This is a genomic window from Bacillus sp. FSL R9-9530, from assembly GCF_038008145.1.
GTDB lineage: Bacteria > Bacillota > Bacilli > Bacillales > Bacillaceae_G > Bacillus_A > Bacillus_A mycoides.
The window spans coordinates 50,692-69,336 of record NZ_JBBOYO010000001.1; the positions used below are offsets into that span (position 1 = coordinate 50,692).

17 protein-coding genes and 1 other annotated feature are annotated in these 18,645 nt (G+C 38.4%); all 17 genes read left to right on the forward strand.

Going from position 1 to position 18,645, the window contains the following annotated elements:
• The first annotated feature begins 4 nt into the window (after positions 1-4).
• The 17 genes from MKX66_RS00255 (at position 5) to pyrE (ending at position 18,592) form a co-directional block, all read left to right on the forward strand.
• Positions 5-268 (forward strand): YggT family protein, encoded by a 264-nt coding sequence (locus tag MKX66_RS00255; RefSeq protein WP_002014720.1) that lies wholly within the window; start codon positions 5-7, stop codon positions 266-268.
• Positions 269-283: 15 nt separating this feature from the next.
• Positions 284-1,051: a YlmH family RNA-binding protein gene (locus MKX66_RS00260; RefSeq protein WP_002033759.1), complete on the forward strand. Its 768-nt coding sequence runs from the start codon at positions 284-286 to the stop codon at positions 1,049-1,051.
• 89 nt (positions 1,052-1,140) lie between these two features.
• Positions 1,141-1,647: a septum site-determining protein DivIVA gene (gene divIVA / locus MKX66_RS00265; RefSeq protein WP_001131609.1), complete on the forward strand. Its 507-nt coding sequence runs from the start codon at positions 1,141-1,143 to the stop codon at positions 1,645-1,647.
• 51 nt (positions 1,648-1,698) lie between these two features.
• Positions 1,699-1,923: a binding site (T-box leader), on the forward strand.
• A gap of 72 nt (positions 1,924-1,995) precedes the next feature.
• Complete coding sequence (gene ileS2, locus MKX66_RS00270) at positions 1,996-4,761, forward strand: isoleucine--tRNA ligase (protein ID WP_061689331.1); 2,766 nt, start codon at positions 1,996-1,998, stop codon at positions 4,759-4,761.
• 158 nt (positions 4,762-4,919) lie between these two features.
• Positions 4,920-5,249 (forward strand): hypothetical protein, encoded by a 330-nt coding sequence (locus tag MKX66_RS00275; RefSeq protein ID WP_002014715.1) that lies wholly within the window; start codon positions 4,920-4,922, stop codon positions 5,247-5,249.
• 125 nt (positions 5,250-5,374) lie between these two features.
• Positions 5,375-5,833 (forward strand): lipoprotein signal peptidase LspA, encoded by a 459-nt coding sequence (gene lspA / locus MKX66_RS00280; protein ID WP_002128849.1) that lies wholly within the window; start codon positions 5,375-5,377, stop codon positions 5,831-5,833.
• A gap of 4 nt (positions 5,834-5,837) precedes the next feature.
• Positions 5,838-6,746 (forward strand): RluA family pseudouridine synthase, encoded by a 909-nt coding sequence (locus tag MKX66_RS00285; protein ID WP_002033761.1) that lies wholly within the window; start codon positions 5,838-5,840, stop codon positions 6,744-6,746.
• A 203-nt stretch (positions 6,747-6,949) separates the two neighbouring features.
• Positions 6,950-7,492, forward strand: coding sequence for a bifunctional pyrimidine operon transcriptional regulator/uracil phosphoribosyltransferase (gene pyrR, locus MKX66_RS00290; RefSeq protein WP_001156489.1), 543 nt, complete (start codon positions 6,950-6,952; stop codon positions 7,490-7,492).
• 146 nt (positions 7,493-7,638) lie between these two features.
• Entirely contained in the window at positions 7,639-8,931 is a 1,293-nt protein-coding gene (uraA, locus tag MKX66_RS00295) for a uracil permease (RefSeq protein ID WP_002014712.1), read from the forward strand.
• 147 nt (positions 8,932-9,078) lie between these two features.
• The gene (gene pyrB / locus MKX66_RS00300; protein ID WP_215590120.1) at positions 9,079-9,993 is read left to right on the forward strand and encodes an aspartate carbamoyltransferase; all 915 of its coding nucleotides are present in this window, start codon (positions 9,079-9,081) and stop codon (positions 9,991-9,993) included.
• Positions 9,977-11,263, forward strand: coding sequence for a dihydroorotase (gene pyrC / locus MKX66_RS00305; protein ID WP_033707133.1), 1,287 nt, complete (start codon positions 9,977-9,979; stop codon positions 11,261-11,263). Before pyrB ends, pyrC begins: the two co-directional genes overlap by 17 nt.
• On the forward strand, positions 11,260-12,357 hold the full coding sequence (locus MKX66_RS00310) for a carbamoyl phosphate synthase small subunit (RefSeq protein WP_002121861.1): 1,098 nt from the start codon (positions 11,260-11,262) through the stop codon (positions 12,355-12,357). The genes pyrC and MKX66_RS00310 overlap by 4 nt, the downstream gene beginning before the upstream one ends.
• Positions 12,342-15,560, forward strand: a complete 3,219-nt coding sequence (gene carB, locus MKX66_RS00315; protein ID WP_002165154.1) for a carbamoyl-phosphate synthase large subunit — start codon at positions 12,342-12,344, stop codon at positions 15,558-15,560. The genes MKX66_RS00310 and carB overlap by 16 nt, the downstream gene beginning before the upstream one ends.
• On the forward strand, positions 15,557-16,336 hold the full coding sequence (gene pyrK, locus MKX66_RS00320) for a dihydroorotate oxidase B electron transfer subunit (protein ID WP_002088239.1): 780 nt from the start codon (positions 15,557-15,559) through the stop codon (positions 16,334-16,336). Before carB ends, pyrK begins: the two co-directional genes overlap by 4 nt.
• A complete protein-coding gene (pyrD, locus tag MKX66_RS00325; protein WP_193651962.1) occupies positions 16,333-17,262 on the forward strand; it encodes a dihydroorotate oxidase B catalytic subunit in 930 nt (309 codons plus the stop codon). Before pyrK ends, pyrD begins: the two co-directional genes overlap by 4 nt.
• Complete coding sequence (gene pyrF, locus MKX66_RS00330) at positions 17,247-17,963, forward strand: orotidine-5'-phosphate decarboxylase (protein ID WP_000083510.1); 717 nt, start codon at positions 17,247-17,249, stop codon at positions 17,961-17,963. Before pyrD ends, pyrF begins: the two co-directional genes overlap by 16 nt.
• A complete protein-coding gene (pyrE, locus tag MKX66_RS00335; RefSeq protein ID WP_002137968.1) occupies positions 17,960-18,592 on the forward strand; it encodes an orotate phosphoribosyltransferase in 633 nt (210 codons plus the stop codon). The genes pyrF and pyrE overlap by 4 nt, the downstream gene beginning before the upstream one ends.
• Positions 18,593-18,645: the final 53 nt, after the last annotated feature.

Below are 18,645 nucleotides of genomic sequence, written 5' to 3' on the forward strand. Positions count from 1 at the left end.
CGCCATGACAACAGTTTTAACAGTGTTACTTACTGCTATCGAGATTTACTCGTGGGCACTAATTATTTACATTCTCCTATCATGGTTTCCTGGCGCAAAGGAATCAGCTTTTGGAGATTTTCTTGCGCGTATTTGCGAACCGTATTTAGAGCCGTTTAGGAGGTTTATTCCACCATTTGGTATGATTGATATTTCTCCACTTGTTGCTATTGTTGCCTTGAAACTTGCTAGAGGTGGTTTAGTGAGTTTATTCAACTATTTTTTATAGTGTGAGGTTAAATACATGAGCATCTATGAGCATTTTAGACCTGATGAAGAGGTCTTTGTGGATAAAGTATTAGAGTGGAAACAGGCTGCTGAGTACCATCAAGTCAAGTTAACAGATTTTCTTGATCCAAGACAGCAACAAATTGTTTCTATGGTAATAGGGCAAGGAGATGTAGCTGTACGGTTTGATGGTGCGATGCCTGAAGCCGAACGGAAAAGAGCACTAATTTATCCAGATTATCTAGAATTAAATGAAGAGGAATTTCAAGTAGAAGTATTAGAAATTGACTATCCTTCCAAGTTTTTTACGCTAGAACATAGGCAAATATTAGGTGCATTCATGTCGCTTGGTTTAACAAGGGAAAAATGTGGTGATATTTTGCTTCAAGAAGACCGTGCCCAAATTGCAGTTGCCAAAGAAGTTGTATCGTATATTGAAATGAACTTACAATCAATAGGGAAAATGAAAGTCACACTCTCTCCTATACAAGTAGAGAAAATTTTGCGTGTAGGTGAAAAATGGGGAGAAAAATCTGGGACTGTTTCGTCACTTCGTCTAGATGTTTTATTAGCTGAAATGCTACATATATCTAGGCAGAAGGTACAGCCTCTTATAAAAGGTGGCTTAGTAAAAGTCAATTGGAAAACAGTAGAGCAAACTTCGTATGAATGTTTTCCAGGGGATGTTTTCTCGGTTAGAGGGTATGGACGAAGTAAATTATTTTCTGTAGAAGGTAAAACGAAGCGCGACAAATGGAGAGTTTTGTATGGTATACTAAAATGATTGGTTTTTTAGAAGGAAATTCTCTTATTTTGTCGAAGAAAAGATATAATTGAAAGAGGAAATTTAGATAACTACTTGGAGGTGGCGTTGTGCCGTTAACACCATTAGATATTCATAACAAAGAATTTGGTCGCGGGTTTCGTGGCTACGATGAAGATCAAGTAAATGAGTTTCTTGATCAAATCATCAAAGATTATGAATTAGTCATTCGTGAGAAAAAAGCTTTAGAAGAAAAGGTTGCACAATTAGAAGGAAAGTTAGATCATTTTTCTAATATTGAAGATACGCTGAACAAATCTATCATTGTCGCACAAGAAGCTGCTGAAGAAGTGAAGCGTAATGCACAAAAAGAAGCAAAATTAATTGTACGTGAAGCAGAAAAAAATGCAGATCGTATCATTAATGAAGCGTTAGTGAAATCAAGAAAAGTTGCTTTTGATATTGAAGAGTTGAAGAAACAAGCGAAAGTATTCCGAACTCGTTTCCGTATGTTATTAGAAACACAACTTGAAATGTTAAACAACGATGATTGGGATAAACTAATTGAATTAGAAGACGAAGTGGACGAACTGTTGAAAAAAGAAGAAACAGTGTAAGCTTGACGTTTTTCTCATTATTACATATAATTTTAAACAGCATATTTATTAAGAAAAACGAAGATAGGGATAAGTACCTTTTTCATACCTTATATAGCGAACTGAGGATGGTGTAAGCTCAGGATAAGGAGATAATGGGAATATCACCCTGGAGTTCCGCGCTGAACAAATTTAGTAAGCGTAGGCGTATATTCGCGTTAAGAATATAAAGAGGACCTTATGCATTTGTATATGGTCTACTAGGGTGGTACCGCGGGAGACTTTCTCGTCCCTTTTTGGGGATGAGAGGTCTCTTTTTTATTCCCTTTTTTAAGGTCTGTCGTTTATATATTTAAGGAGGAATTGAGCATGGAGTACAAAAATACATTACTAATGCCAAAAACAGAATTCCCGATGCGTGGGAATTTACCGAAACGTGAGCCTGCAATGCAAGAAAAATGGGCTGAAATGAATATTTATGAAAAGGTACAAGAACATACGAAAGGCCGTCCTTTATTTGTACTACATGATGGACCTCCATATGCAAATGGTGACATTCATATGGGACACGCACTAAATAAAGTGTTAAAAGACTTTATTGTTCGTTTTAAATCAATGACTGGATACTGTGCACCATATGTACCAGGTTGGGATACACACGGTTTACCAATTGAGCAAGCTTTAACAAATAAAGGTGTAAAGCGTAAAGAAATGACAGTTGCTGAGTTCCGTAAGTTATGTGCAGAGTATGCATATGAGCAAGTAGAACGTCAACGTGAACAATTTAAGCGTTTAGGTGTACGTGCAGATTGGGATAATCCATATATTACTTTAGAGCCAGCTTATGAAGCACAACAAATTAAAGTGTTTGGTGACATGGCGAAAAAAGGTTATATCTATAAAGGACAAAAACCAGTTTACTGGTCTCCAACAAGTGAATCAGCTTTAGCAGAAGCTGAAATTGAATATCAAGATAAAAAATCAGCATCTATTTACGTAGCATTCCCTGTAAAAGATGGAAAGAACGTATTAGAAGGTGATGAGAAATACATTATTTGGACAACAACGCCTTGGACGTTACCTGCAAACTTAGGTATTTCTGTTCACCCAGAACTTGAATATGCTATTGTGAAAGTAAATGATGAGAAATATATCATCGCTTCTGAACTATTTGAGACAGTTGCAAAAACGTTAGAGTGGGAAAATGCTGAAGTTGTGAAAACGGTAAAAGGTAGCGAACTTGAGTATACAGTTGCAAAACATCCATTCTACGATCGTGACTCATTAGTTATGCTAGGAGAGCACGTAACAACAGATGCAGGTACAGGTTGTGTTCATACAGCACCAGGACACGGGGAAGATGACTTCGTTGTTGGTAAAAAGTATGGCTTAGAAGTACTTTGCCCAGTTGATGATAAAGGTGTATTAACAAATGAAGCACCTGGATTTGAAGGCTTATTCTATGATAAAGCTAACAAGCCAATTACGGAAAAATTAGAAGAAGTAGGCGCGTTACTGAAACTAACATTCATTACGCATTCATACCCACATGATTGGAGAACGAAAAAACCAATTATTTTCCGTGCGACAGCGCAGTGGTTTGCATCTATTGAAGCGTTCCGTAAAGAATTATTAGAAGCTGTTGCGGAAACAAAATGGGTACCAGCATGGGGAGAAACTCGTCTTCATAATATGGTTCGTGACCGTGGTGACTGGTGTATTTCTCGTCAGCGTGCATGGGGTGTGCCAATTCCTGTATTCTATGCAGAAAATGGTGATCCAATTATTACAGATGAAACAATTAATCATGTAGCAGATTTATTCCGTGAGCACGGTTCTAACGTATGGTTCGAGCGTGAAGCGAAAGATTTATTACCAGAAGGATTTACACATACAGGTAGCCCAAATGGTGAATTCCGTAAAGAAACAGACATCATGGATGTATGGTTCGATTCAGGTTCTTCTCACCAAGCGGTATTAGAAGAGCGCGAAGACTTACAACGTCCAGCTGATTTATATTTAGAAGGATCTGACCAGTATCGTGGTTGGTTTAACTCTTCATTATCAACAGCAGTTGCTGTAACTGGTAAAGCTCCGTATAAAGGCGTACTAAGCCATGGTTTCGTACTAGATGGTGACGGACGTAAAATGAGTAAGTCGATTGGAAACATCGTCGTACCGAAGAAAATTATGGATCAATTAGGCGGAGACATTTTACGCTTATGGGTATCTTCTGTTGACTATCAATCTGATGTACGTATTTCAGATGATATTTTAAAACAAGTAGCAGAAGTGTATCGTAAAATCCGTAACACATTCCGTTTCTTATTAGGAAACTTAGATGATTTTAATCCAAGTGAAAATACAGTAGCGGTAGCTGAACTTCGTGAAGTAGATCGTTACATGTTAGTGAAGTTAAATGACTTAATTACAAAAGTAAAAGATGCATATGAAACATATGACTTTGCTGCTGTATATCATGCAATTCACAACTTCTGTACAATTGATCTAAGTTCATTCTACTTAGACTTTGCAAAAGACATTTTATACATTGAAGGTGCAGATCACGCGGATCGTCGTGCAATTCAAACTGTATTATATGATGTTCTTGTTGCATTAACGAAACTTGTAACGCCAATCTTACCTCATACAGCTGATGAAGTATGGCCATATGTTCCTGGTGCAGAAGAAGAAAGCGTACAGTTAACTAATATGCCAGAAGCTACAGAAGTAGAGGGTTCAGAAGCGTTAAGAGCAAAATGGGATGCATTTATGACATTACGTGATGACGTTTTAAAAGCGTTAGAAGTAGCTCGTAATGAGAAAGTAATTGGTAAGTCATTAAATGCGAGCATTACGCTATATCCGACTGCAGAAATGAAGGCTATGTTAGAGTCTATTAGCGAAGACTTAAAGCAATTATTCATCGTCTCTGAGTATAAACTTGGTGGTACAATTGAAGAAGCACCAACAGATGCACCAAAGTATGAGCATACAGCTGTAGTTGTAGCACAGGCGACAGGTGAGACGTGTGAACGTTGTTGGGTTGTTTCAGAAACAATTGGTAAAGATGCAGAACATGAAACATTATGTGAGCGTTGTGCAACGGTTGTTAAAGAAAATTATGTAAAATAATGAAAAAAAGCTGACTGCTCATAATAGCAGTCAGTTTTTTGTTGATGATATATCAAAATAACTTTCACTCTCTTTCCTATGAAGGAAAAATGTGTGTGAGGTAAGCGTGGAAATTTCGGACACACTAATTGTACATTGCAGCTGGGAGGAATGTACACGTGAATGAAATTTATATGGAAATAAAAGAAGAATTACAATTGATGAGAAAAGAGTTGCAAGATAGATTGGCGAAAGAAGTAATGCACACATACTATATGGAATTTGGGCAAGAACTTGGATACGAAATAAAGGAAGAGACAAAGAAAAAATTGCTATTACATGATATAAAAGAGGATTTAAAAGATGTAGAACGTGCATTGTTTAAAATGGAAATAGATATGTACGGTATTTGTGAAGAAACTGGAAGAGCGATTTCTACAAAACAAATGAAAACAATGCCGACTGCTCGTACTATTCATGAATTTTTCTATGAAAAGGTAAATGTATGAAATACGCACAACGATATTATGTTACCTTTTTTTAATTTATTTTATTCTTCTACAAAGGTTCATTGTGAAAAGGTAGCAGCTATGCTAAAATTTTGAGGTACACTGTCTTTGTGGGGGAAATGAAAATGATATATTATGTAATAGCGTTATTTGTCATTGCCATCGATCAAATATCGAAGTGGCTAATTGTAAAGAACATGGAATTGGGTACGAGCATTCCGATTATCGATAATGTATTATACATAACATCTCATCGAAATAGAGGAGCTGCCTGGGGTATTTTAGAAAATAAAATGTGGTTTTTCTACATTATTACAGTCATTTTCGTAGCATTTATCGTATTTTATATGAAAAAATATGCGAAAACGGACAAGCTTCTAGGTATTTCATTAGGTCTAATTTTAGGCGGAGCAATTGGCAATTTTATTGATCGTGTATTTAGACAAGAAGTAGTGGATTTCATTCACGTGTATATTTTCTCGTACAACTATCCGGTATTCAATATAGCTGACTCAGCATTATGTATTGGAGTTGTATTAATTATTATTCAAACAGTATTAGAAGGAAAGAAAGCGAAGGAGTAATTGAATGAGTGAAGTAGTACAAGTAACAGTTGCAGAAGAACAAAAAAGCGAGCGAATTGATAAATTCGTTGCAGAAATAAACAGTGAATGGTCACGTTCACAAGTGCAGCAATGGATTAAAGATGCTGTTGTGACAGTAAATGGGAAATCAGTTAAAGGGAATTATAAAGTAAAAGGAAATGATGAAATTACAGTAACAATTCCCGAGCCAGAAGAGTTAGATATTCAACCGGAAGATATGAATTTAGAAGTTTATTATGAAGATGCCGATGTACTAGTTGTAAATAAGCCGCGTGGCATGGTAGTACATCCAGCACCAGGGCATACGAAGGGTACGCTTGTAAACGGACTTATGCATCATTGTACAGACCTATCAGGTATTAACGGTGTAATGCGTCCTGGTATAGTACACCGTATTGATAAGGATACATCTGGATTATTAATGGTTGCTAAAAATGATATGGCGCATGAATCACTTGTAAATCAACTTGTAGCAAAAACGGTAACAAGACGTTATAAAGCGATTGTACATGGTGTAATTCCACATGATAAAGGAATAATTGATGCTCCAATTGGTCGTGATAAAAAAGAACGTCAAAGTATGACTGTTGATGAAAATGGTAAGAATGCAGTTACACATTTCCAAGTGTTAGAGCGATTTAAGGATTTCACACTTGTAGAATGCCGCTTAGAAACGGGACGTACACACCAAATTCGTGTTCATATGAAATATATTGGTTATCCACTTGCAGGGGATCCAAAGTATGGTCCGAAGAAAACATTAGATATGAATGGACAAGCACTTCATGCAGGGATTTTAGGTTTCGATCACCCTCGTACTGGTGAATATATTGAGTTTGAGGCACCGATTCCAGAAGTGTTTGAAGAAGCGCTAAATATTTTACGGAAATAGTATTGACAAATCATAAGAAAACTGAGATACTGACAACAGTTAAATAATGATCCTTTAACACAGCCCCGTGAGGTTGAGAAGGTAACGGTTTGAAATACTTAGGGTATGTTGTACCCTTTTTTCAAAAGTCCTCTCGCACACGCTGAGAGGACTTTTTTTATACCATTACTCTCACGCAAGAAAAAAACTTGGAGGTGTAGAGCATGCAAGAGAAAGCTGTCGTTTTAGATGACCAAATGATTCGCCGCGCTTTAACACGAATTAGTCATGAAATCGTGGAACGAAATAAAGGTGTCGATAATTGTGTTCTTGTCGGAATAAAAACACGTGGAATTTTTATTGCACAACGTTTGGCAGAACGAATTGGTCAAATTGAAGGAAAAGAGATGGAAGTAGGAGAGTTAGATATTACGTTGTATCGTGATGATTTAACACTACAATCGAAACATAAAGAACCACTTGTAAAAGGTTCTGATATTCCTGTAGATATTACGAAGAAAAAAGTTATCCTTGTGGATGATGTGTTATATACAGGAAGAACAGTTCGAGCAGCAATGGATGCTCTTATGGATTTAGGTAGACCATCACAAATCCAATTAGCTGTTCTTGTTGATAGAGGTCATCGTGAATTACCAATTCGCGCTGATTATGTAGGAAAGAACATTCCAACATCTAGTGAAGAGCGTATCGAAGTTGATTTGCAAGAGACAGATCAACAAGATCGAGTAAGCATATACGATAAGTAGAGCCCTTTTAAATGTAGTCCTGTGAGGCTGCCAAAGGGTCTTGGCTTTCATATGTCAAATTTGGCATACGAAAGTGTAGGACTCTTTGTGCACAGGCACAAAGAGTTTTTTTATTGCAAAAATTAAAACTGAAGGAGGATGTAACAATGGAGCAAAAGCCAGTGTTAGACATTCATGAAGTACCGAAACCGGGAAAATGGTTATTATTAAGTATACAACATTTGTTCGCGATGTTTGGATCAACAGTGCTTGTTCCATTTTTAACAGGACTGAATCCATCAGTAGCTTTAATATCAAGTGGATTAGGAACGCTAGCGTTTCTTCTAATAACGAAAGGTCAAGTACCAGCATATTTAGGATCATCATTCGCCTTTATTGCACCAATTATTACAGCAAAAACAGCAGGTGGACCTGGAGCAGCGATGCTTGGAGGAATGCTTGCGGGACTTGTGTACATCTTAATCTCACTCGGAATTAAGAAATCTGGGTCAGAATGGATTATGAAATTACTTCCGCCAATCGTAGTTGGGCCAGTCGTAATGGTAATCGGTTTATCTTTAGCACATACAGCAGTGAACATGGCGATGAACGGTGCGGATGGTAAGTATAGCATTACACACTTTTCAGTAGCATTAGTAACATTAGCAATTACAATCATTTGCTCCATATTCGGGAGAGGATTTTTCAGTATCATACCAGTGCTACTTGGAATCATCGGCGGGTATATATTCGCTTACTTCCAAGGGCTAGTAGATTTAAAGCCAGTAGCTGAGGCAAAATGGTTTGTCATACCAGACTTCACAGTACCGTTTGTAACATATACTCCGGAGTTTTCATGGAAAATTGTACTCTTAATGGTGCCAGTTGCACTTGTAACAATTTCAGAACATATCGGACATCAAATTGTACTTGGAAATGTTATTAAAAGAGATTTAATTGAAAAACCAGGTTTACATCGTTCAATCTTCGGTGATGGGATAGCAACATTGATCGCATCACTAATAGGGGGACCACCGAATACAACGTACGGTGAAAACATCGGTGTGCTAGCAATTACGAGAGCATACAGTGTATACTTATTCATCGGTTCAGCAGTGTTCGCAATCATGTTTGGATTTATCGGGAAGATTTCAGCACTGATTCATTCGATTCCAACACCAGTTATGGGTGGTGTATCAATCTTACTCTTCGGTGTAATCGCATCAAGTGGTTTACGTATGATGGTAGACGATAAAACAGACTTAGGTGACAAACGAAACTTAATGATTGCATCAGTTATACTAGTAATCGGTATTGGCGGAGCGGTACTGCACGTAGGTGAATCGTTCCAAGTAGAAGGAATGGCGCTAGCAGCAATTGTAGGTGTACTATTAAATCTACTACTACCAGAGACAAAACAAACAAATAAAACAAAACAATCTAAGCAGATTGCTTCATAAAAATAACCTTTTAATTCAGTCCTGTGAGATAGAAAAGGGTGGCTACTTTAACGCACCCTAGTCTCAAAGACTAGGGTATTTTTATACAGTTATTGTTATATAAATTCAATGGTGTTATCATAAAAAACAGAAAGATGAGGGATGACGATGAGCCATTTGTTAACGATGAGTGAATTATCGGAACAAGAAATTTCAGAAATCCTAAAAGACGCAGAAGATTTCGCGAATGGAAAAGAGAGAAAAACGACAGAGCAAACATTTGTTGCGAACTTGTTCTTTGAGAATAGTACGAGGACGAGATTTAGCTTTGAAGTTGCTGAGAAGAGATTAGGACTTGAAGTATTAGACTTTTCCGCAGATGCATCTAGCGTACAAAAAGGAGAAACTTTATACGATACGATAAGAACACTAGAATCAATCGGAACAAAAGCGGTAGTCATCCGCCATGAGCAAGATCGTTACTTCGATGAATTAAAAGATCAGGTGAATATCCCAATCTTGAACGCTGGAGATGGATGTGGAAATCATCCAACGCAATGTCTACTCGATCTTCTAACAATTAAACAAGAGTTTGGAAGATTTGAAGGTTTGAAGATTGCAATAGTTGGGGATGTTCGTCATAGCCGAGTAGCACGTTCTAATGCAGAAGCATTAACGAAACTGGGCGCGACAATTTACTTTGCAAGCCCAGAAGAGTGGAAAGATGAAGAGAACACATTTGGAACGTACAAGAGTTTAGATGAACTTGTTCCAGAAGTGGATGTGATGATGTTACTTCGTGTACAACATGAGCGTCATGACCATTATGAAACAGACATTATGAAAGAGTATCACGAGCAACATGGGTTAACAGTTGAAAGAGAAAAACGTATGAAAGAAGGAAGCATTATTATGCATCCAGCCCCTGTAAACCGTGATGTTGAAATTGCGAGTGAACTTGTCGAGTGTGAACGCTCACGCATATTCAAGCAAATGGGAAACGGGGTCTACGTAAGAATGGCTGTACTAAAACGCGCATTACCAAATGTATTAGGAGGAATGAAACATGAATTATTTGTTTAAAAATGGTCGTTATATGAATGAAGAAGGAACAATTGTAGCAACAGATCTTCTCGTACAAGACGGTAAAATTGCGAAGGTAGCAGAAAATATTACGGCAGATAATGCTGAAGTAATCGATGTAAATGGAAAGTTAATCGCACCTGGATTAGTAGACGTACACGTTCATCTTCGTGAACCAGGTGGTGAACATAAAGAAACAATTGAAACAGGAACACTTGCAGCAGCAAAAGGTGGATTTACTACAATTTGCGCAATGCCAAACACACGCCCAGTACCAGATTGTAAAGAACATATGGAAGACCTGCAAAAGCGTATTAAAGAAAAAGCACATGTAAATGTATTACCATATGGAGCAATTACAGTACGTCAAGCAGGTTCTGAAATGACCGATTTTGAAACGTTAAAAGAACTTGGAGCATTTGCTTTCACTGATGATGGCGTAGGCGTGCAAGATGCAAGTATGATGTTAGCTGCAATGAAGCGTGCATCGAAATTAAATATGGCAGTTGTTGCACACTGTGAAGAGAACACACTTATTAATAAAGGATGTGTACATGAAGGGAAGTTTTCTGAGAAACACGGATTAAACGGTATCCCATCAGTATGTGAATCCGTACATATTGCCCGGGACATCTTACTTGCGGAAGCTGCAAATTGTCACTACCACGTATGTCACGTAAGTACAAAAGGATCTGTACGTGTAATCCGTGACGCGAAACGTGCTGGAATTAAGGTGACAGCAGAAGTAACACCGCATCACTTAGTATTATGTGAAGATGATATCCCATCGGCTGATCCTAACTTTAAAATGAATCCACCGCTTCGAGGAAAAGAAGATCATGCAGCGTTAATTGAAGGACTATTAGATGGAACAATTGATATGATCGCAACTGACCATGCACCGCATACTGCAGAAGAGAAAGCGCAAGGGATTGAAAGAGCACCGTTCGGAATTACTGGTTTTGAAACAGCATTCCCGCTTTTATATACAAACCTTGTGAAAAAAGGAATCATTACATTAGAGCAACTGATTCAATTCTTAACAGAAAAACCAGCTGACACATTCGGTTTAGAAGCAGGGCGCCTAACAGAAGGTAGAACAGCTGATATTACAATTATCGATTTAGAACAAGAAGAAGAAATTGATCCAACAACATTCTTATCAAAAGGAAAAAACACACCATTCGCAGGTTGGAAATGCCAAGGTTGGCCGGTTATGACAATCGTTGGTGGTAAGATCGCATGGCAAAAGGAGAGTGCATTAGTATGAAAAGACAACTTATCTTAGAAGATGGAACAGTATTAATTGGAAAAGGTTTCGGAGGAGAAATAGAAAAGTCAGGTGAGGTTGTATTTACAACTGGGATGACTGGATATCAAGAAACTTTATCTGATCCATCATACTGCGGTCAAATCGTAACATTTACGTATCCATTAATCGGAAACTACGGCATTAACCGTGATGATTTTGAATCAATTCACCCATCTGTAAATGGTTTAATCGTAAACGAAATTTGTGATCACCCATCAAACTTCCGTAATGAAATTTCGCTAAATGATTACTTGAAAGAAAGAAATATCCCAGGATTAGCAGGAATTGATACGAGAAAATTAACAAGAAAAATTCGTCAATATGGAACTTTACGCGGACGTCTTTGCAATATGGATGTGGATGTAGAGGACATCGTTAGCCAATTGAAAGCAACTGTCTTTACAGATCATGTGAAACGCGTATCAACAAAAGATCCATATCCAAGTCCAGGCCGTGGACACCGAGTTGTACTTGTAGACTTCGGAATGAAACATGGTATTTTACGAGAATTAAATAAGCGTGATTGCGATGTAATTGTTGTACCTTACAATACAACAGCAGAAGAAATTCTACGCCTTAGTCCAGATGGAATTATGTTAAGTAATGGACCTGGGGACCCAAAAGATGTACCAGAAGCAATTGAAATGTTAAAAGACATTATTGGTAAAGTTCCTTTATTCGGGATTTGCCTAGGACATCAATTGTTCGCCCTGGCATCTGGTGCGAATACAAGTAAGTTAAAATTCGGTCACCGTGGTTTAAATCATCCAGTAAAAAATCTTGCAACTGGAAAAGTAGCAATTACATCTCAAAACCATGGTTACGCAGTAGAAGAAGAATCAGTTGGAAATACAGAACTGGAAATTACACATGTTGCTTTAAATGATGGAACAGTAGAAGGTCTTCGTCATACGAAGTTCCCGGCATTTACAGTGCAATACCATCCAGAAGCTTCTGCAGGTCCAGAAGATGCAAATGATTTATTCGAAGATTTCTTAGCAATGATTGAAAACTTCAAGAAAGAAGGGGAAGAGTTATGCCAAAACGCCTAGACATTAACACAATTTTAGTAATCGGATCAGGACCAATTGTAATTGGGCAAGCAGCAGAGTTTGATTACTCTGGTACACAAGCTTGTCAATCTCTTAGAGAAGAAGGTTACAAAGTAATCCTTGTTAACTCTAACCCAGCAACAATTATGACAGATACTGCAACAGCAGATAAAGTATATATAGAACCATTAACATTAGAATTCGTAAGCCGTATCATTCGTAAAGAACGTCCAGATGCACTCCTACCAACATTAGGTGGTCAAACAGGCCTAAACATGGCTGTTGAACTTGCGAAATCAGGCATACTTGAAGAGTGCGGAGTTGAAATTTTAGGAACAAAATTATCAGCAATCGAGCAAGCCGAGGATCGTGATTTATTCCGTACATTAATGCAGGAATTAAATGAACCAATTCCATCTAGCACGATTATTCATACGCTGGAAGAAGCACATGAATTTGTAAAAGAAATTGGTTATCCAGTTATTGTTCGCCCAGCATTTACAATGGGGGGAACAGGTGGCGGAATCTGTAATAATGAAGAAGAACTAATTGAAATCGTATCAGGTGGATTAAAACATAGTCCAGTAACACAATGTTTATTAGAAAAGAGTATTGCCGGTTGTAAGGAAATTGAATATGAAGTAATGCGTGATTCGAATGATAACGCGATTGTAGTATGTAACATGGAAAATATCGATCCGGTTGGGGTTCACACAGGTGATTCTATCGTTGTAGCACCGAGCCAAACATTAAGTGACCGTGAGTATCAAATGTTACGAAACACTTCATTAAGAATTATTCGTGCATTAGGAATTGAAGGTGGATGTAACGTTCAGCTTGCACTTGATCCACATAGCTTCCAATACTATGTAATCGAAGTAAACCCGCGTGTGAGTCGTTCGTCTGCACTAGCATCTAAAGCAACTGGATATCCAATTGCGAAGCTAGCGGCGAAAATTGCAGTCGGTTTAACATTAGATGAAATTATAAACCCAGTAACACAAAAAACATACGCTTGCTTCGAGCCAGCATTAGACTATGTTGTTTCAAAAATTCCACGTTGGCCATTTGATAAGTTTGAATCAGCAAACAGAACACTTGGTACACAAATGAAGGCAACTGGTGAAGTTATGTCAATCGGACGTAACTTAGAACAATCATTATTAAAAGCGATTCGTTCTTTAGAGCTTGGCGTTTATCACCTAGAGTTAGACCACTTAAAAGAGCTTGATAAAGAAACGATGAAAAAGCGTATTATAAAGGCTGATGACGAGCGTCTGTTCGTTGTAGCAGAAGCAATCCGTCAAGGTGTAACGAAAGAAGAAATCAACGAATGGTGTGAAATGGACTTCTTCTTCTTACAAAAAGTTGAAAATATCGTAAACATGGAACGCGAAGTAAAAGCGAATGTAGGAAATATGGAAGTGTTACAATCTGCGAAAGAAATGGGCTTCAGTGACCATTACATCGCCAATGCTTGGAACAAAACAGAGCGTGAAATTTACGATATGCGTAAAGAAAGCAATATGACTCCTGTTTATAAGATGGTAGATACTTGTGCGGCAGAGTTTGAATCTGCAACACCATACTACTACAGCACATATGGTGACGAGAATGAATCGATTGTAACAGATCGTAAGAGTGTAGTTGTACTAGGATCTGGTCCAATCCGTATTGGTCAAGGTGTTGAGTTTGATTATGCAACAGTTCACTCTGTATGGGCAATAAAAGAAGCTGGATATGAGGCAATCATTGTTAATAACAACCCAGAAACAGTTTCAACAGACTTCAGTATTTCTGACAAATTATACTTTGAACCATTAACAATCGAAGATGTAATGCACATTATCGATTTAGAAAAGCCAGAAGGTGTTATCGTCCAATTCGGCGGACAAACGGCAATTAACTTAGCGGCTAAATTAGAAGCACACGGTGTGAAAATCTTAGGAACATCACTTGAAGATTTAGACCGTGCAGAAGATCGTGATAAGTTTGAAGCAGCTTTAACAAAGCTTGGTATCCCGCAACCAGTTGGTAAAACAGCAACGACTGTAGAGCAAGCAGTAGCGATCGCTGACAAAATTGGTTACCCAGTATTAGTAAGACCATCTTACGTACTAGGTGGACGTGCGATGGAAATCGTATATCGTCAAGAAGAATTACTGCACTACATGAAAAATGCGGTTAAAGTTCACGCAGATCACCCAGTATTAATCGACCGTTATATGGTTGGTAAAGAAATTGAAGTAGATGCAATTTCAGACGGTGAGAATGTATTCATTCCAGGTATTATGGAACATATCGAACGCGCTGGAGTTCACTCTGGGGATTCAATTGGAGTATATCCACCACAGAGCTTATCTGAAAAACTAAAAGAACAAATTATTGAACATACAATTGGGCTTGGAAAAGGTTTAAACATTGTTGGATTACTAAACATTCAGTTTGTAGTATTCAAAGATGAAGTGTATGTAATTGAAGTAAATCCACGTGCGAGCCGTACAGTACCATTCTTAAGTAAAATTACAGGCGTACCGATGGCAAATATCGCAACGAAAGTTATTTTAGGTCAAAACCTTGTAGAACAAGGATATGGAACTGGCTATCACCCAGAAGAGAAGGAAGTGTATGTAAAAGCACCGGTATTCTCATTTGCGAAACTACGCTCAGTTGATACAACATTAGGGCCTGAAATGAAATCAACAGGGGAAGTAATGGGTAAAGATTTAACGCTTGAAAAAGCATTATATAAAGGACTTGTTGCTTCAGGAATTAACATTCCAACGCACGGATCAGTAATCATCACTGTAGCGGATAAAGATAAAGAAGAAGCGCTGGAAATTGCAAAACGCTTCCATGAAATCGGCTATAACTTATTAGCAACAGCAGGAACAGCACAATCGCTAACAGAACAAAACATTCCGGTGCAAGTTGTAAACAAAATTGATTCTGAAGACTACAACTTACTTGATATTATCCGTCAAGGGAAAGCGCAGTTTGTAATCAATACATTAACAAAAGGAAAACAACCAGCGCGTGATGGTTTCCGCATTCGCCGTGAATCAGTAGAAAATGGTGTGGCTTGCTTAACATCACTTGATACAACGAGAGCAATCTTGAGAGTATTAGAATCTATGACATTCTCAGCTCATTCAATGAAAGAAATTACGCAAACGAAGCGTCACGAGGTGGTACATGCATGATGCAAAAGCAAAATATGATCGTCGTTAACCAAAAAGAAATCGCAAAAAACATTTACGAATTAGTGCTTCAAGGGGATTTAGTGCAGCAAATGAACGATCCAGGGCAGTTTGTACACATTAAGGTAGCAGAGGGCATTACGCCCCTTCTGCGCCGCCCAATTAGTATTTGTAATGTCGATCAAGACAAGAACGAATTTACAATGCTATATCGTGCGGAAGGACAAGGGACAAAAACATTAGCGAAAAGAAAACAAGGTGAACTTGTAGATGTGTTAGGACCACTTGGTCATGGATTTCCTGTAGAAGAAGCGGAATCTGGACAAACGGCTCTATTAGTTGGTGGGGGAATTGGTGTACCACCACTATATGAATTGTCACAGCGTCTTGTAGCAAAAGGAGTACGCGTTATTCACATCTTAGGTTTCCAAACGAAAGATGTTGTCTTCTATGAAGAGAAATTCGCAGAACTTGGTGATACGTATGTTGCAACAGTTGATGGTACACATGGTACAAAAGGGTTTGTAACAGATGTAATCGATAGCTATGGAATTGACTTTGACATTCTCTACTCATGTGGACCTTTAGCGATGCTTCGTGCATTAGAAGGACGCTATAAGGAGAGAAAAGCCTATATTTCATTAGAAGAACGTATGGGCTGTGGTATCGGAGCATGTTTCGCATGTGTATGCCATTTGCAAGCAGATCCGAGTGGGCATTCTTACAAGAAGGTGTGTAGCGACGGACCAGTATTTCCAATCGGGGAGGTTGTACTATGAACAGATTGCAAGTTGAATTACCAGGGTTATCATTAAAAAATCCAATCATCCCAGCATCTGGTTGCTTCGGATTTGGTCGTGAGTATGCACAGTTCTATGATTTAAGTGTACTTGGATCAATTATGATTAAAGCGACAACAGAACAACCTCGTTATGGAAACCCAACGCCTCGTGTTGCTGAAACACCAGGCGGAATGCTAAATGCAATCGGGCTTCAAAATCCTGGATTAGAAAAGGTAATGAATTCTGAATTACCTTTTCTCGAGCAATTTGATCTTCCGATTATTGCAAACGTTGCGGGTTCACAAGCTGAGGATTACGTAGCGGTTGCGAAGGCGATTTCAAAGGCACCTAATGTTCATGCGCTAGAATTAAATATTTCTTGTCCAAACGTAAAAACGGGTGGTATCGCTTTTGGTACAAATCCTGAAATTGCTGCTGATTTAACGAAGCGAGTAAAAGAGGTTTCTGAAGTACCGGTATATGTGAAATTGTCACCGAACGTGGCAAACATTGTGGAAATTGCAAAAGCAATTGAAAATGCGGGTGCGGACGGTTTAACGATGATTAATACATTGCTTGGTATGCGTCTAGATTTAAAAACTGCACAACCAATTTTAGCAAACCGTACGGGCGGACTATCAGGGCCTGCGATTAAGCCAGTAGCAATTCGTATGGTACATGAAGTAAGTCAAGCGGTTAACATTCCGATCATCGGAATGGGTGGTATTGAAACAGCGGAAGATGTAATTGAATTCTTCTATGCGGGCGCAAGCGCGGTCGCAGTTGGAACGGCGAACTTTATCGATCCGTTCGTATGTCCGACAATTATTGAAGAATTACCAGCATTACTAGATGAATTAGGATTTGATCATATTTCGGAATGTCAAGGAAGGAGCTGGAAGCAAACATGTCACAGTCGTTAATCGTTGCACTAGATTTTCCAGGGAAACAAGAGGTAGAACAATTCTTACACCATTTTGAAGGGGAAGAGTTATTTGTCAAAGTTGGTATGGAGTTGTTTTACAAAGAAGGTCCTGCAATTATTACGTACTTAAAAGAAAAAGGACATAAAATCTTCCTAGATTTAAAACTTCATGATATTCCGAATACGGTAAAAAGCGCTATGCGTAGCCTAGCTAGTCTAGATGTAGATATGGTAAATGTTCATGCTGCTGGGGGAAGCAGTATGATGAAAGCTGCGATTGAGGGATTAGAGGAAGGTAAGCAAGAAGGAAAAGAGAGACCGATTTGTATTGCAGTTACACAATTAACAAGCACTTCGGAAGCTATGATGAAAAAAGAGATTGGCATTGAGAAAACGTTAGAAGAAGCGGTTGCTCATTATGCAAAATTAACGAAAGAAAGTGGACTTGATGGAGTTGTTTGTTCAACACTTGAAGTACCAAAATTACGTGAAGTATGCGGAAATGAATTTGTAACAGTAACACCGGGGATTCGTCTTGCAAGCGATGATGTAAATGACCAAGTGCGCGTAGCAACACCGAAACGTGCGAGGGAACTTGGTTCAAGCTACATCGTAGTTGGACGTAGTATTACAAAAGCAGAAAATCCGCTTGAAGCGTATAAAACAGTAAAACAACAGTGGGAAGGTGTAACAGTATGAAAAAAGAAATCGCATCGCATTTATTAGAAATTGGAGCAGTATTTTTACAACCGAATGACCCATTTACTTGGTCTTCTGGTATAAAATCACCAATTTATTGTGATAATCGTTTAACTTTATCTTATCCAAAAGTACGTCAAGCGATTGCAGCTGGATTAGAGGAGTTAATTAAAGAGCACTTCCCAACTGTAGAAGTTATTGCAGGAACAGCAACTGCTGGTATTGCGCACGCTGCATGGGTAAGCGATCGTATGGATTTACCAATGTGCTACGTGCGTAGTAAAGCAAAAGGTCACGGTAAAGGGAACCAAATCGAAGGAAAAGCTGAAAAAGGTCAAAAAGTAGTAGTAGTAGAAGACTTAATTTCAACTGGCGGTAGTGCAATTACATGTGTAGAAGCACTTCGCGAAGCTGGCTGTGAAGTATTAGGAATCGTATCAATCTTCACATACGAGCTTGAGTCAGGAAAAGAGAAACTAGAAGCAGCAAACGTAGCATCATATTCTTTAAGTGATTACAGTGCATTAACTGAAGTTGCAGCAGAAAAAGGTATGATCGGACAAGCTGAAACGAAAAAATTACAAGAGTGGCGTAAAAATCCAGCAAACGAAGCTTGGATTACAGCGTAACACGAAAAAAGACGACCGCGGGGGAACGTGGTCGTCTTTTTTATATCATTGCT

Coding starts and splice junctions, on each gene's coding strand:
- MKX66_RS00255 (WP_002014720.1), top strand. CDS start 5: ATGACAACAGTTTTAACAGTGTTACTTACTGCTATCGAGATTTACTCG.
- MKX66_RS00260 (WP_002033759.1), top strand. CDS start 284: ATGAGCATCTATGAGCATTTTAGACCTGATGAAGAGGTCTTTGTGGAT.
- ileS2 (WP_061689331.1), top strand. CDS start 1,996: ATGGAGTACAAAAATACATTACTAATGCCAAAAACAGAATTCCCGATG.
- lspA (WP_002128849.1), top strand. CDS start 5,375: ATGATATATTATGTAATAGCGTTATTTGTCATTGCCATCGATCAAATA.
- MKX66_RS00285 (WP_002033761.1), top strand. CDS start 5,838: ATGAGTGAAGTAGTACAAGTAACAGTTGCAGAAGAACAAAAAAGCGAG.
- pyrR (WP_001156489.1), top strand. CDS start 6,950: ATGCAAGAGAAAGCTGTCGTTTTAGATGACCAAATGATTCGCCGCGCT.
- uraA (WP_002014712.1), top strand. CDS start 7,639: ATGGAGCAAAAGCCAGTGTTAGACATTCATGAAGTACCGAAACCGGGA.
- pyrB (WP_215590120.1), top strand. CDS start 9,079: ATGAGCCATTTGTTAACGATGAGTGAATTATCGGAACAAGAAATTTCA.
- pyrC (WP_033707133.1), top strand. CDS start 9,977: ATGAATTATTTGTTTAAAAATGGTCGTTATATGAATGAAGAAGGAACA.
- MKX66_RS00310 (WP_002121861.1), top strand. CDS start 11,260: ATGAAAAGACAACTTATCTTAGAAGATGGAACAGTATTAATTGGAAAA.
- carB (WP_002165154.1), top strand. CDS start 12,342: ATGCCAAAACGCCTAGACATTAACACAATTTTAGTAATCGGATCAGGA.
- pyrK (WP_002088239.1), top strand. CDS start 15,557: ATGATGCAAAAGCAAAATATGATCGTCGTTAACCAAAAAGAAATCGCA.
- pyrD (WP_193651962.1), top strand. CDS start 16,333: ATGAACAGATTGCAAGTTGAATTACCAGGGTTATCATTAAAAAATCCA.
- pyrF (WP_000083510.1), top strand. CDS start 17,247: ATGTCACAGTCGTTAATCGTTGCACTAGATTTTCCAGGGAAACAAGAG.
- pyrE (WP_002137968.1), top strand. CDS start 17,960: ATGAAAAAAGAAATCGCATCGCATTTATTAGAAATTGGAGCAGTATTT.